At 57.8% G+C, this 12,817-nt stretch carries 12 protein-coding genes and 1 pseudogene; 6 read left to right on the forward strand and 7 right to left on the reverse strand.

Annotated elements, in window-relative coordinates; translation table 11 throughout:
• Positions 1-127: 127 nt before the first annotated feature.
• The 3 genes from HU752_RS14975 (at position 128) to HU752_RS14985 (ending at position 3,837) form a co-directional block, all read left to right on the forward strand.
• Positions 128-1,447, forward strand: a complete 1,320-nt coding sequence (locus HU752_RS14975) for a CitMHS family transporter (protein WP_186689237.1) — start codon at positions 128-130, stop codon at positions 1,445-1,447.
• Positions 1,448-1,535: 88 nt separating this feature from the next.
• Positions 1,536-2,843: an MFS transporter gene (locus HU752_RS14980; protein ID WP_186689214.1), complete on the forward strand. Its 1,308-nt coding sequence runs from the start codon at positions 1,536-1,538 to the stop codon at positions 2,841-2,843.
• A gap of 67 nt (positions 2,844-2,910) precedes the next feature.
• The gene (locus tag HU752_RS14985; protein ID WP_017902299.1) at positions 2,911-3,837 is read left to right on the forward strand and encodes a GntR family transcriptional regulator; all 927 of its coding nucleotides are present in this window, start codon (positions 2,911-2,913) and stop codon (positions 3,835-3,837) included.
• A gap of 246 nt (positions 3,838-4,083) precedes the next feature.
• Here the strand turns inward: HU752_RS14985 and HU752_RS32165 are convergent, their stop codons facing one another.
• The 3 genes and pseudogenes from HU752_RS32165 to HU752_RS14995 all read right to left on the reverse strand — a co-directional run bounded on the left by HU752_RS32165 (position 4,084) and on the right by HU752_RS14995 (position 6,569).
• Positions 4,084-4,950, reverse strand: a complete 867-nt coding sequence (locus HU752_RS32165; protein ID WP_437182369.1) for a methyl-accepting chemotaxis protein — start codon at positions 4,948-4,950, stop codon at positions 4,084-4,086.
• Positions 4,948-5,709 (reverse strand): annotated as a pseudogene (locus tag HU752_RS32170) (MCP four helix bundle domain-containing protein); the annotation flags it as partial. The gene HU752_RS32165 and the pseudogene HU752_RS32170, both read right to left, overlap by 3 nt.
• Positions 5,710-5,795: 86 nt before the next feature.
• Positions 5,796-6,569, reverse strand: coding sequence for a TerC family protein (locus HU752_RS14995; protein ID WP_186689207.1), 774 nt, complete (start codon positions 6,567-6,569; stop codon positions 5,796-5,798).
• Positions 6,570-7,195: 626 nt separating this feature from the next.
• On the opposite strand from HU752_RS14995, the gene HU752_RS15000 reads away from it, so the two are divergent.
• Positions 7,196-8,392 carry an IS256 family transposase gene (locus HU752_RS15000; RefSeq protein WP_217838508.1) on the forward strand — a complete coding sequence of 399 codons (1,197 nt, stop codon included), beginning with the start codon at positions 7,196-7,198 and terminating at the stop codon, positions 8,390-8,392.
• A 117-nt stretch (positions 8,393-8,509) separates the two neighbouring features.
• On the opposite strand, the gene HU752_RS15005 is transcribed toward HU752_RS15000, so the two are convergent.
• Positions 8,510-9,046, reverse strand: coding sequence for a hypothetical protein (locus tag HU752_RS15005; protein WP_186677122.1), 537 nt, complete (start codon positions 9,044-9,046; stop codon positions 8,510-8,512).
• Positions 9,047-9,180: 134 nt separating this feature from the next.
• Here HU752_RS15005 and HU752_RS15010 point away from each other — a divergent pair, with 134 nt between their 5' ends.
• Complete coding sequence (locus tag HU752_RS15010) at positions 9,181-9,732, forward strand: hypothetical protein (RefSeq protein WP_186677120.1); 552 nt, start codon at positions 9,181-9,183, stop codon at positions 9,730-9,732.
• Positions 9,733-9,866: 134 nt separating this feature from the next.
• Entirely contained in the window at positions 9,867-10,334 is a 468-nt protein-coding gene (locus HU752_RS15015) for a hypothetical protein (protein ID WP_186677118.1), read from the forward strand.
• 105 nt (positions 10,335-10,439) lie between these two features.
• Here the strand turns inward: HU752_RS15015 and HU752_RS15020 are convergent, their stop codons facing one another.
• Genes HU752_RS15020 through HU752_RS15030 form a run of 3 tightly spaced genes read right to left on the reverse strand, consistent with a single transcriptional unit; the run spans position 10,440 to position 12,809 of the window.
• Complete coding sequence (locus HU752_RS15020) at positions 10,440-11,504, reverse strand: protein-glutamate methylesterase/protein-glutamine glutaminase (RefSeq protein ID WP_186677117.1); 1,065 nt, start codon at positions 11,502-11,504, stop codon at positions 10,440-10,442.
• Positions 11,501-12,010, reverse strand: coding sequence for a chemotaxis protein CheD (locus tag HU752_RS15025; RefSeq protein ID WP_186677116.1), 510 nt, complete (start codon positions 12,008-12,010; stop codon positions 11,501-11,503). Before HU752_RS15025 ends, HU752_RS15020 begins: the two co-directional genes overlap by 4 nt.
• A complete protein-coding gene (locus tag HU752_RS15030; protein WP_186677114.1) occupies positions 12,003-12,809 on the reverse strand; it encodes a CheR family methyltransferase in 807 nt (268 codons plus the stop codon). Before HU752_RS15030 ends, HU752_RS15025 begins: the two co-directional genes overlap by 8 nt.
• Positions 12,810-12,817: the final 8 nt, after the last annotated feature.

The raw sequence follows: 12,817 nt of genomic DNA on the forward strand, positions 1-12,817 counted from the left end.
AAACGAGGAAAATCAAGATGAAATGCAATCAGACCTGCCGTAAATCCGTCCGGCATCAGCCCGCTTCTTCCTCTTCGTACCGCTAAAGCTCGTTTTGCGGCGCTAAAACAATAAGGAGAGCGACATGCTGCTGACCGTACTCGGTTTTTCGATGGTCACCTGTTTCATGTACCTGATCATGACCAAGCGGCTTACCGCGCTGGTTGCCCTGATCGTGGTGCCCATCGTGTTTGCCCTGATCGGTGGCTTCTATGCCGGCCTGGGCGCAATGATGCTCAATGGCATCAAGACGTTGGCGCCTACCGGCGTCATGCTGACTTTTTCGATTCTTTACTTCGGCATCATGATCGACGCGGGTCTGTTCGATTCACTGGTGCGTTGCATTCTGAAGATCGTAAAAGGCGATCCCCTCAAGGTGCTGGTCGGGACCACTATCCTGACGATGTTGGTGTCGCTCGACGGCGATAGCTCCACCACCTACATGATCGTGATTGCCGCATTCCTTCCGCTGTATCAGCGTTTGGGAATGAGCGTTCTCGGGTTGACCTGTGTGGTCAACATTGCCAACGGCATCATGAATATCTCCCCATGGGGCGGCCCGACCGCACGCGCTGCCGCTGCGCTGCATGTCGATGCGATGGATATATTCCTGCCTATGGTGCCGTCGATGTTGCTGGGCTGTGGGTGCTTGCTGCTCATTGCGATCATGCTGGGACGGCGTGAGCGTGCACGGCTGGGGGTGATTGCAGTGGACGATTTCCACAACGGTGCAATTGCCTTGGGTAATGGCTCGCATGAAGAATGCGATCGTAACCGTCGCCCGCGCATGTTCCTGCCAAACCTCCTGCTCACCGCCACGATGATTGGCCTTTTGGTGATGGGCGCGGTACCGATTCAGGTGCTGTTCATGGTCGGCTTCGCCATTGCGGTGATGCTCAACTACCCACATCTGGAGCAGCAGAAAGAGCGGATCGGCGCCCACGCCGGTAACGTTCTTGCCGTGACGTCGGTGATTTTCGCCGCAGGCATCTTCACCGGCATTCTTTCCGGTACTGGGATGGTCGATGCGATGGCGAAGGGAATGCTGGCTGTTATTCCGGATGCCTTCGGACCTTATCTGGCGGTCTTTACCGCACTGGTCAGCATCCCCTTCACCTTCTTCATGTCTAACGATGCCTTCTACTTCGGCATCCTGCCGGTGCTTGCCCAGACTGCGGCTACCTATGGCATCACGCCTTTGGAAATCGCTCGGGCTTCGGTGGTGGGGCAGCCGGTCCACTTGCTCAGCCCACTGGTGCCTTCGCTCTACCTGCTGGTGGCATTGGCCAAAGTCGACCTGGGTGACCACCAGCGCTTTGCTTTGAAGTGGGCGCTCTTGGTGAGCATGGTCATGTTGGTAGGTGGCGTGATGTTCGGAGCGTTCCCGCTCTATCACACAGCTTCGTGAGTCGGTGGTCGACCGTCGACTGTGTCGATGGTCGGCTGCCGATGCTTGTAGCCGGCGCAGCCGCGCCTAGAAAAATAAAGGTGTAATCATGCCGTACCGTAGAGCCTGGATTGCTGTATTTCTGTTCTCTCTGGCGATGATCAATTACATGGACCGTATAGCCCTGTCCATCGCTGCCAAACCAATCGCCGAGGAATTCAATCTCAGTGCAGTCGGCATGGGATACCTCTTTTCCTCATTTATCTGGAGTTACGCGCTCTTCCTGATCCCTGTTGGTCTGCTGATCGATCGCTATGGTGCAAAGCGCATCGGTGGTATTGGCATTCTTGTCTGGTCGGCGGCTACGGCGCTGACCGGTGCGGCGATGAGTTTTGCGTCGCTCCTGGCGGCGCGTCTTGTCATGGGGGCGGGTGAATCGGTCAGCAATCCGGTGGGCGCCAAGGTGATCCGGGAGTGGATCCCGAGTCAGGAGCGCGGCACTGTCACCGCTGTTTTCAACAGCGGCTCCTACGCCGGTCCAGCGATTTGCTCGATCGTGCTTGCGATGCTGGTAGCCAGTGTCGGATGGCGCTGGTCCTTCGTGATTGCTGGCGGTGTCGGCTTCGTTTGGCTGTTGGCCTGGTACCTGTTCTACGGCAAGCCCGAAGAGGTGAAGTGGCTCAGCGACCAAGAGCGTAAAACCATCCTGGATTCGCGATCCGGGGGTGGCAACGCCGGTGGGGTGGCAGTGGCGGCTTACGGTCTGAAACGGTTGTTGAAAACTCCGACCCTTTGGGGGCTTGCGCTGACCCAGGGTTGCAACGTGTACACGCAGTATCTCTTTCTAACGTGGTTGCCCAGCTACCTTCAGCAGGAGCGCCACCTGACCCTCGAAAAAAGCGGTCTGGTGACAGCGATTCCTTATGCCGCAGCAGTCGTGCTCTGCATCGCTCTTGGCAAGCTCAGCGACTGGTATCTGACTCGTGGTGGTGGTGTCAGCTCGGGTAAGCGCCGTAACGTGATTGCATTCGCTATGGTTGTTGCCAGCTGCATTCTTTTGGTGCCGTTTGCCGGCAGCACTGTGACGTTGGTGCTGATTTCCTCCCTCACGTTGGCAGGTATTGCGTCCACCACTTCATTGAATTTCTCTCTGCTCAATGATCTGTTGCCAAGCGCAGGCGATGTGGGTAGGGCGATGGCGTTCGTCGTAGTGGGTGGCAACCTGTTCGGTATGGCCGCTCCGATTGTCACGGGTTACGTTATCGAGGCCACCGGGTCGTACAGCTGGGCCTTCATGATTGCGGGTATCTTGCTGGTGGCTGGAGCGGTTATTGCACTGACTATGACTCGTAAACCAATGGTTCCCCGGGCAGTTGAGAGTGAGCCCCATTTGGAAATGAGCCCGCAAAAGGCATAATGTAGGCGCTGTGGGGCTCGTTTCACTGAGCGAGCCCCACCCTCTGATGCCTTAATTCGGAAAAGATATGAATCTGACGCCACTTCAAGCCCGCGTAGCTCGCGATATCGTTGCCTATGTTCGCCAAGAACAACTGGCGGCGGGGCATCACGTCTCGGAACTGGGACTGGCCAAGGCTTTGAAGACGTCACGGACTCCTATCAAGATCGCTCTGAACTACCTCGCTGAGCGAGGCATGCTGAACCAGGATCGCAACCGCGGCTTTTTCTTGGCGAAGCCGTATGATGATCTGGCCGAAATTGCCCAGGATTTGTCGGTCTCCATCGATGACCCGATCTATCAGCAGATCGCGGTGATGCGACTCAATGGGCAGATTCCCGAGCAGTTCGCAGAGACGGACCTGATGCGTTTATTCAACATTTCACGCTACATGCTCCGTGGTGTGTTGATGCGTATTCAGCAAGAGGGTTGGATCGAGCAGCGTGCAGGTCAGGGCTGGCAGTTTCTGCCGATGATTGACTCGGTCGAAGCCTATGAAGAGAGCTATTCCTTCCGAGCGATCATAGAGCCGGCAGGCCTACTTGCCCCGACGTTCATGGCCGATACGGAAGCATTGGCTCGCTGTAAGAAGCAGCAGCAATTCATTGCAGATGGCGGATACCTGACCATGACGCCTCAGGAGCTGTTTGAATCGAATGCTCAGTTCCACGAGACGCTTGCCAGTTTTTCTGGCAACAGATTTCACGTACAGACAGTTCGCCGACTTGACCAGCTTCGCCGTCTGGTGGAGTACCGGCAGGCCAGCAAGCGTTCGCCACGCCGTGAGCAGGCAGTCGAGCACCTCGCGATTCTTGCCTGTCTTGAGCGAGGTGATCGCCTTGCGGCGGCTGACCATATGCGTAAGCACCTGGAGCAAGCTCGTCGTCATAAAGTCGCAGCGGAGCTGTTCGAGGCAGTTGAGCTGCCCGTTGAGGCTGCTTTTGAGTCGGCCTGAGCCGGCACTCTGAATCGCTTGCTCAGTACCGCTGTCTTTGCGCTTGTCGCGTTCTTCTGCATCCCCCAAGCAGCCCCATCGAAGATGGGGTAATCAGCCCAGAGTTGCCAGGGCATGTCTTCAACGTGCAGGCTCAGATAATCAATGAGCCGGTAGCAAGCAAACCCTTGTGTGTGGTCGAAGACGCTCAAGAGGACAATCAATGACTGGCATTTCGGCTTGAGTTTTTGATTGTCCATCAGAGGTCTAATCTGTGCGGAACTTCTTCAGCATCGTGTACAGCTCTGCGGCGAGCACCGCCAGCGACTGAGAGGCTGCGCTAATCTGCTTTGCGCCCTCTGAGTTTTGTACAGAGACATTGCGTATGGTCAAAATGTTCTGGTCAACGGCGCGGGCGACTCGCGCCTGTTCCTCGGTTGCGGTAGTGATTTGAAGGTTCTGGCGACTGATCTCGTTGCTGTTCTCAACGATGGTCTCTAGCGCGGCGCTCGCCTGTTCGGCCTTTGTCAGCACCTCTTGCGAACGGGTGTTGCTGAGCTGCATCGCTTTGACTGCCTTATCTGTACCCGTCTGAATGCTCCCAATCATTTCCTCGATTTCCCTTGTAGATTGGGCGGTGCGGTGAGCGAGCGCGCGCACTTCATCGGCGACGACTGCAAAGCCTCGGCCTGCATCACCTGCCCGGGCGGCTTCAATGGCCGCGTTGAGCGCTAGGAGGTTGGTTTGCTCAGCGATCGTTCTGATCACCTCCAACACCTTTCCGATACCTTGTGCTTGATCGGCAAGTCCTTCGACTTCTCGGGCGCTGGATAACACGTCATTTGCCAGACTCGCCAACGATGTCAGCGTTTGTTCCATTGAGCGTTGGCCACTGAGTGCCTTTTGTTGTGAGGTCTGCGTCAGCTCGAGGGTGAATGCGGCGTTGCGCGCGACCTGCTCGATTGCCACCGACATCTGGGTTACCGCGGTTGCGGCCTGTTCAATTTCCAGGTGCTGGCGGTGCGTCTCCCGTCCGCCTTCTTCAGTCACCGCGTTCAGTTCTTCCGCTGCCGACGCCAGCTGTGTGGAGCTGCTTCCAATTTGCCTGAGTGTAGAAAGCAGCACGCCCTGCATGGCTTCCAAGGCTTCGAGTAATCGAGTCGCCTCATCATTGCCCGATGGAGTGATGGCGTGAGTGAGATCCCCAGCAGCGACGGTTTGGGCGCATTTTAGTGCTTCGTTCAGGGGCTCGATGATGCTGCGTGTGAGCAGCCAAGCGATACAGATGGTGCCGAGGACAACCAGAGCTATGACGAGCAGTACGCCGAATTTCGCTTCTGTGTAAGAAACCAACGACTGCTCGCCGGCAGCCTTCGCACCTTGGTCGGCTTGGATAATCAGTTGTTCAAAGCTCTTGGTCATCTGATCGTAGGCATTTCGGATCGATGCCAAATGATTTCTGGCTGCGGCTTTGTCCCCGGCCCGAGAGACCTGCAAGAGCTCTTGGTGCCTTTTGGCGTATGCCTCCAGACTCAGGTTGAAGGTTTGCAGCTGATCTCTTTCTGAGTCGGTCTGCAACAGTTGGCTGTACACAGCCATTTGCTCGCGGATTTGTGACAAGCGAATTGAAGCCTTCGCCTCATACTCATCCATTTCTTCAGAAGAGTTGGTCAGGATGTGCTGCATTGATCCCATGCGGTAGCGGTTTAGGGAGGTGTTGGCTGCTGCAAGCGCTCGTACGCGTTGAAGCCAATTGTCTTGAATCTCTAGCGCCTGGCTTCGGACTTCGCTGATTTGCTGTAGGGCAAAGATGCCCAAGAAGAAGCAGAGGGCGGCAATACACGAAAATCCTAACGTGGCGCGCAGGGCGATGCCCATTGATCTAGTGCTCATGGCAGTCTTTATCCTAAACGATGGCGAACACCTCCCCGTTCGCTCAAGCCTGTAACTTGGCGATTTACGGGGGGAGGCGGGGAGTTTTAGCTGCGCGGTGATCGGTTGCCGGTAACGTCCTTGCGCCGTTTTACAGGGTCGTTTTTGCGGCCATGGGCTGTGCGCATGCGGATGTTCAGTGCTTCTACTGCCAGCGAAAACGCCATAGCAAAGTAAACGTAGCCCTTGGGCACGTGCACATCAAAAGCCTCGGCAATCAGAACGGTACCCACCACGACCAAGAAAGACAGAGCCAGCATTTTCAAACTCGGATGGCGCTCAATAAAACCGCTGATCGTTCCCGCGCAGAGCATCATCACCATCACGGCGACAATGATCGCTGCGACCATCACGGGCACGTTAGAGACCATGCCCACGGCGGTGATCACGGAGTCCAATGAGAAGACAATGTCAATAATTGCAATCTGGATGATCGTTCCTATGAAGCCACCGGCCAGGCTTTTCGGATTGGCCTCAGGTTCCTCCTCACCTTCGAGGCTCTGATACATCTCGGTGCTGCTTTTCCAAAGCAGGAATAAACCCCCGAAGAAGAGGATCAGGTCACGTCCAGATATGCCGTGGCCCAACACGTCGAACAAGTCGTCGGTGAGCCGCATGATCCAAGTGATGGAAAGCAGCAACAGGATGCGCGTGACCATCGCCAACGCTAATCCAAAAAAACGGGTTCGTGCCTGCATGTGGGGAGGCATACGACCCACAAGAATCGCAATCATGATGATGTTGTCGATGCCGAGAACAATCTCCAGGGCAGTCAAGGTAAAGAACGCGATCCAGATCTCGGGGCTCATCAGCCATTCCATGTTACGTGTCTCATGTGTGGGTCATTGGGAGAGTTGCCTGGGCGGCAATTCGGTCATATCAACGTGCTTGCAGGCACCCGATGCGCTCTGCACAGAGAGCACCCAGTGCGCCTACGAGCGGCGTGGCGACAAACACAGGGGGCATGAAGCGTATTGGCATCATTTGTCTCAGGCTCTGGGCTGGGTCAATGCGCGGCTCGAAGCATCACGCCCCGGCTGGAAATGCTCAGCATCTCCTTGACGTTAAGGGATCTTTTTGTGTTAGGTGTTTATATTAAGCAGTCTTTTATGAGATTTATTGATTAGTTCAAAGACAAGATTGCGTTTTGTTTTTAGTAAAGTCAATGATGCTCGTGCGGGTTCTGCCCGGCGAAGCTGTCGGTTTCGCAGAAGGGGCTCCATGATTTCCTGCGGAGCATGGGCAACTGCTAGGCCTGTGGTCTGCTGCTAGACAGTGACCCCTGACGGTGTCTCCCTCATAGACAGTGCCCGTTGAAACCAGGATCGTGTCCCGAGAAGTGGTGTAACTGAACCAACCGAAGGCGCCCTGCGGGCGAAAGAGGTGGGTCATCGTGGTTCTTGGCTAACGTTGAGTTTGCGGACTTAACCTTCACCAGGAAACCACGATGACCAAGCCCACTATCGCATTGACCGAGTTGGTTGAGAAAGGGGCAGACGCTGATCTGCTCAAGCAAATGATCCAGTTTGTTGCCCAGCGCATGATGGAGTTCGACGTCGAGGGCTTGTGCGGCGCCGGTTTCGACGTCAAAAGCCCAGACCGAACAAGCAGCCGCAACGGCTACCGCGATCGCCTCTGGCAAACTCGCGCTGGCGACGTTGACCTGAAGATCCCCAAGCTGCGCCAGGGCAGCTATTTTCCCGGTTTTCTCGAACCACGACGCACCGCCGAAAAGGCCATGGCAGCCGTGATCCAGGAAGCCTATATCCAGGGCGTTTCGACACGCTCGGTCGATGAACTGGTCAAGGCCATGGGCATGTCCGGCATCTCGAAAAGCCAAGTATCCAGGCTCGCTGGCGAGATCGATGAGCGCGTCCACGCCTTCCTTGATCGACCGCTTGAGGGCGATTGGCCCTACCTGTGGATTGACGCCACCTACGTCAAGGTGCGGGAGGCCGGGCGCATCGTCTCGGTCGCCGTCATAATCGCTGTGGCCGTGAACACCAACGGCGGGCGCGAGGTGCTGGGTATGCGGGTTGGCCCGTCGGAAGCCGAACCGTTCTGGACGGACTTCCTGAGAAGCCTGATGCGGCGCGGGCTGCGGGGTGTGAAGCTGGTGATCTCTGACGCTCACGAAGGGCTCAAGGCCGCTGTTTCCAAGGTGTTCCACGCGACCTGGCAGCGCTGTCGCGTTCACTTCATGCGCAATGCCATGGCCCATGTCGGCAAGGGCCAGCGCACCATGGTAGCGGCCTTGCTGCGCACGGTGTTTGCCCAGGACAGTCGAACCGAATGCCATCAGCAATGGCGGCTGGTGGCTGAACAACTTCGTGAGAAATACCCCAAGATCGCCACGCTCATGGACGGTTGCGAAGATGAAGTGCTGGCGCACATGGCCTTCCCGAAGGCACATCGACAGCAGTTGCACAGCACTAACCCGCTAGAACGGCTAAACGCTGAGATCAAGCGGCGTACCGAAGTGGTGGGCATCTTCCCCAACGATCCGGCGATTACACGGTTGGTTGGGGCGATGCTGCTGGAGCAGAACGACGAGTGGTGCCTGCAACGGCGCTATATGCAGTTGGAGGCCTTCGAGGCGGTCAGCGATAATCCGCAGGCCAAGCTGTCGGCCGTGATCAACTAAACGGCAAACTCAGTGGCCAGAGCGATGATGAGTTACACCACGTCCTGGGACACGATCGGTGAGCAGATTTTCCTTGCCGGGCAGAGCAGAGGAAATGCCTCTGCTCTCGTTCCCATTTTAGAAATCGAAACGCTGGTCAAACACTCTCTGCTCACCCACCGATACTGTGCACTGACGGGCCACTTCAACCGGCATCACTTTGCCGAGCAACGATACCAGCGACTTGTAGAATACCTTGTCGCATTCGGCGTCTTTACTGAAGGCTTGGGAGTTACCGGCCGCGTCGGCGGTGATCCGGCAACCTGCCACCAACTCAGCGGGCAACTGGTTCAAGGGCGCCGTCTTCGAGCCTTTGCTCTGCAACTCCATCAGCTCGTCGCATCCGCCCTTGGTCGGACCTTCCTTGATGGTTTGGGTGAAGGCGACGCGCTGGAAATCAGTACCGTTGAACAGCATCTGATCGTTGACCGTCACTCGGTATTGCGAGGGTTTGAAGGCGATGGTTTTGATGCAGAACTGCGTGGTGACCGGTTTTCCATTGACCTCGGTTGTGCTCGACTTGCAGCCAGGGGTGGCCTGGGAGAAGGTGGTATCGGGCGAGCTGGCGCAACCGGCCAGCGACAGCAGACAGACACCGAACAGCATTTTTTTCATGAGACTTCCTGTGCTCGAACATACCGTCTCCCGCGGACGGCGTGGGGCAGGTATCATACTTGCGACGCTGGCCCAATGCGCAGAAACCTTGATCAAGGGCTCAGAACCTTATCGACCGGAACGGATGCAACAAAATGAAGATGGACCTGCTAAATGATTTCTCGACGCTGTTCGCTTACTGCTGGTATCGCGATTTTCCCCTGGATAATACCTACCGGGATATGGGGTCGACGTCTGATTGGAACATTCATACCGGTCTCACTGTGCGCCGAGTTGCCGATCTGATGGGGTACTACGCTCATTTTGAGTCCGGTGGGCGGACTGATGCGGTGATTCGTGACTCGCAGAACTCGCCTGTGCTGTTTGCCGAGTGGGAGTGGTGCAGTCCTTGCGAAAATAGTATCAACGAACCGGAAAAACTCTCCAACGCAGCCATCAAGGAGCGCCCCCAGTTCTGTTTTCTGTTCGGCTATATGCCCACTGGAACCCTTGAGAAACAGCAGGCTTACATTGAAAAGTGGTGGAAGGCCGATTTACCGCTGTTGGTTACGCTGGTCGAGTACGAAGGCAGCAGCACGCGGTTCTTCAAGAGAATGCTCACGCACCGCCTGGACAACGGCATCTGGAGCCTGGTGAGAGAGCAGCATGCCCTGTCGTGGAATGTGGCCGGGACACGCTGGGCCTAGTGCCTATCTGCACACGTTGTGGCTGATTGAATGCCCGGTGATCTCGCGGGCGTATTATGTCAGGCCATGCCGTTTTCACTTGTAGCTCCTGGCAGCGCTAGGAGCTTTTTTATTCTCAGGACGAGTCATTCGAGATGTTGATGAAGTTGGCGCCGAAGAAGCGGCGCAACCCGCGTAATTTCTATCTGAGTATCGCGGCGGTAGTAGTGATTGCTGGAGTTGGACGTTATTTCGCGCACAAGGCCGAACAGGAAAAGGTGACTCAGCAGGCATTGCTGACCGAGCGACTCGCTCAGTTGAACGCGACCCTGCCCAAGAAACTGGATGCAATGACCACCCTTGAGTTCGTCGGTCTGACGTACGGCGACACGCTCTTTTACCGCTATCGGGTCGACCTGGCCGCGAGCAGCCTCTCCGAAGACAGCAAGGCCAGCATGAAGGAGAAAATACGCAGCAATCTGGAGCAATTGGCCTGCAAGGAGCCGCAACTGCTGGCGGCGATGAGCCGGTTCAAGTTTCACCAGGAACATTTCTACCTGGCCAGGAACACCACACTGTTTTCCATCGAACTTTACCCTGAGCAACTGAGCTGTACAGGCTGATGCCGGCAGCGCGCGCTCAGGCGGGAACAGATCCATTTCCAGGTGTTCGGTCCCGGAGAGTCATGGTGCATCCTTAACGCCCCAGGTCTGACGAGAGCCCTGTGCTCAGGGACGGTTTCCCTTGAGCATGTAGGCCGGGATCTGCTCCAGGGGAATCTCCCTCTGCACCGCGTCCAGTTTGCGAGCCTCCTTGGGCATGCCATAGACCACGCAGGAAGCTTCGTCCTGGCCGAGGGTATAGGCGCCGGCGTCGTACATTTCCCGCAACCCGCGCGCGCCGTCGTCACCCATGCCGGTCATGATGATGCCGGTGGCATTGGCACCTGCAGCCCGGGCCACGGAGCGGAACAGCACATCGACCGAGGGTTTGTGCCGGGAGACGGGCGGCCCATCGACGATGTCCACCACGTACTGCGCGCCACTTCGCTTCAGTAGCATGTGGCGACCGCCGGGGGCGATGAGGGCGCGCCCGGGGATGACCCGGTCACCTTGCCGCGCCTCGCGCACTTCGATACGACACAGGCTGTCCAGGCGTGCGGCAAAGGCTGCGGTGAATTTTTCCGGCATGTGCTGGACGATCACGATGCCCGGGCAGACCTGGGGCAGGGCGGTGAGCACCTGTTCCAGGGCCTGGGTGCCGCCGGTGGAGGTGCCCAGGGCCACGATGCGTTCGGTGGTGCGGGTCATGGCGCTCGGCCCCGCGTCGGGCAGTATCGCGTCGGCAGTGAGCCTGGGTGCTACGGCGGGGGCGATGGCAATTGGCTTGAGGCGTGCCTGGGATGCGGCCTTGATCGCACTCACCAGCTCTGCGGTGGCCTCGACAAGGCATTGGCGCAGGTTGCCCTGGGGCTTGGTGACGATGGCTATCGCGCCGGCGGCAAGGGCTTCCATGGTGGTCGCAGCGCCTTTCTCGGTCAGGGTCGAGCAGATCACCACGGGGGTCGGTCTTTCGGCCATCAGCTTTTTCAGGAAACTGATGCCGTCCATGCGCGGCATCTCCACATCCAGCACCAGCACGTCCGGCCAGTTGCGGTTCATGCGCTCTAGGGCGAACAGCGGATCGGCGGCGGCGCCAATCACTTCGATACCGCCATGGCCGGACAGGCTGCTGGTCAACACCTGCCGCACGACGGCGGAATCGTCGACGATCATCACCTTGATGTTTTTCATGATGAGCTGGCCTCGTTGCGCCGGTTGGCAACGTGCTGAGGGTTGGGGTGACGCAGTGCAATGCTGCCGCTCCACACGTCGAAGATCAGGTTGCGGTAGCCTTCGCCACCCACATCCTGGGCATGGCAGGCAAGGCCGTGGGCGGCCAGCAGGGCCAGGCCGGCCTCGACGTTTCTTTGACCGATGTGCTGGCGATTGCGGCTTTCCAGCATGTTGCCGCCGCCGAACAGGCCAATCCGGTAATCCCTGGCGTGGGTACCGCTCATGCGGATTTCTCTCAGCAACTGATGCAGGGCGCCATCGGCGTAGCGACCGTCCGGCTTGTGGTCCGGGTGGCAGGAGGTGGGCAACAGGTAGTGGCACATGCCACCCAGGAGCGCCTCGCGGTGCCAGAGCACGATGGAGACGCAGGAACCCAGCAGTGTGCGCAGGCGCGTGTAGCGGTCGCTGAAATACAACTCGCCCGGCTGCAGGAACACCTCGATGACGCCCTTGGGCTTACGCATGGGGCCTCCGGTAGACCGAAGGCCGCACGGATTCCAGCTCATCGGTGATGCCATGGAGGCTTTCCGAATGGCTGACCAGGAAGTAGCCCCCTGGACGCAGGCGTGCACGCAAGCGTTGCACCACCTGGCGCTTGGTGTCGGCGTCGAAGTAGATCATCACGTTGCGCAGAAAGATCACGTCGAACATTCCCACGTCCGGCAGCGTGCTGTTGAGGTTGATCTGGCGGAACTGCACGCGTTGCCTGAGGCTGGCGTCCAGCGTGAACAGGCCCTCGTTACGCCCGGTGCCCTGCAGGCAGAAGCGTTGGCGCAGGTCACCGGGAATGCCTTGCGCGGCATCCAGGGGGTAGAGACCGGCGCGGGCCTTGTCGAGGATACGGGTGCTGATGTCCGAGGCGAGGATTTCCCAAGGGCGGCCCTGGAGGGTGCTGGCCAGCAGCAGGGCGAGCGTATAGGGTTCTTCGCCGCTGGAGCAGGCCGCGCTCCAGATACGCAGTGGGCCACTGCCGCGTAGCTCGGTAACCAGCTTCTCGCGCAGGAACTCGAAATGTTTGGGCTCGCGGAAGAAGTAGGTCTCGTTGGTCGTGAGCAGGTCGATGGCCATCTGCATTTCGCCCTTGTCCTTCATCAGCAACTGGTAGTAGTCGCCATAGCTCCCCAAGCCAAAGTGACGCAGGCGTTTGCTCAGTCGGCCGGCGATCAACTGGCGCTTGGCTTCGGACATGGCAATGCCGGCAATCTCGTGGATCATTGCGCGAAACTGCTGGAGTTCCGAGTTGGAAAGGCTGAGTTCGGTCATGGCGAGCT

It is taken from the genome of Pseudomonas vanderleydeniana (genome assembly GCF_014268755.2).
Taxonomy (GTDB): Bacteria; Pseudomonadota; Gammaproteobacteria; order Pseudomonadales; family Pseudomonadaceae; genus Aquipseudomonas; species Aquipseudomonas vanderleydeniana.

Excerpts from the sequence above, each read along its gene's own strand:
- HU752_RS14985 (WP_017902299.1), top strand. The coding sequence starts at position 2,911 with ATGAATCTGACGCCACTTCAAGCCCGCGTAGCTCGCGATATCGTTGCC.
- HU752_RS15025 (WP_186677116.1), bottom strand. The coding sequence starts at position 12,010 with ATGCGTAAGCCCAAGGGCGTCATCGAGGTGTTCCTGCAGCCGGGCGAG.
- HU752_RS32165 (WP_437182369.1), bottom strand. The coding sequence starts at position 4,950 with ATGCAGGGCGTGCTGCTTTCTACACTCAGGCAAATTGGAAGCAGCTCC.
- HU752_RS15010 (WP_186677120.1), top strand. The coding sequence starts at position 9,181 with ATGAAGATGGACCTGCTAAATGATTTCTCGACGCTGTTCGCTTACTGC.
- HU752_RS15000 (WP_217838508.1), top strand. The coding sequence starts at position 7,196 with ATGACCAAGCCCACTATCGCATTGACCGAGTTGGTTGAGAAAGGGGCA.
- HU752_RS14995 (WP_186689207.1), bottom strand. The coding sequence starts at position 6,569 with ATGGAATGGCTGATGAGCCCCGAGATCTGGATCGCGTTCTTTACCTTG.
- HU752_RS15030 (WP_186677114.1), bottom strand. The coding sequence starts at position 12,809 with ATGACCGAACTCAGCCTTTCCAACTCGGAACTCCAGCAGTTTCGCGCA.
- HU752_RS15005 (WP_186677122.1), bottom strand. The coding sequence starts at position 9,046 with ATGAAAAAAATGCTGTTCGGTGTCTGTCTGCTGTCGCTGGCCGGTTGC.
- HU752_RS15020 (WP_186677117.1), bottom strand. The coding sequence starts at position 11,504 with ATGAAAAACATCAAGGTGATGATCGTCGACGATTCCGCCGTCGTGCGG.
- HU752_RS15015 (WP_186677118.1), top strand. The coding sequence starts at position 9,867 with ATGTTGATGAAGTTGGCGCCGAAGAAGCGGCGCAACCCGCGTAATTTC.
- HU752_RS14980 (WP_186689214.1), top strand. The coding sequence starts at position 1,536 with ATGCCGTACCGTAGAGCCTGGATTGCTGTATTTCTGTTCTCTCTGGCG.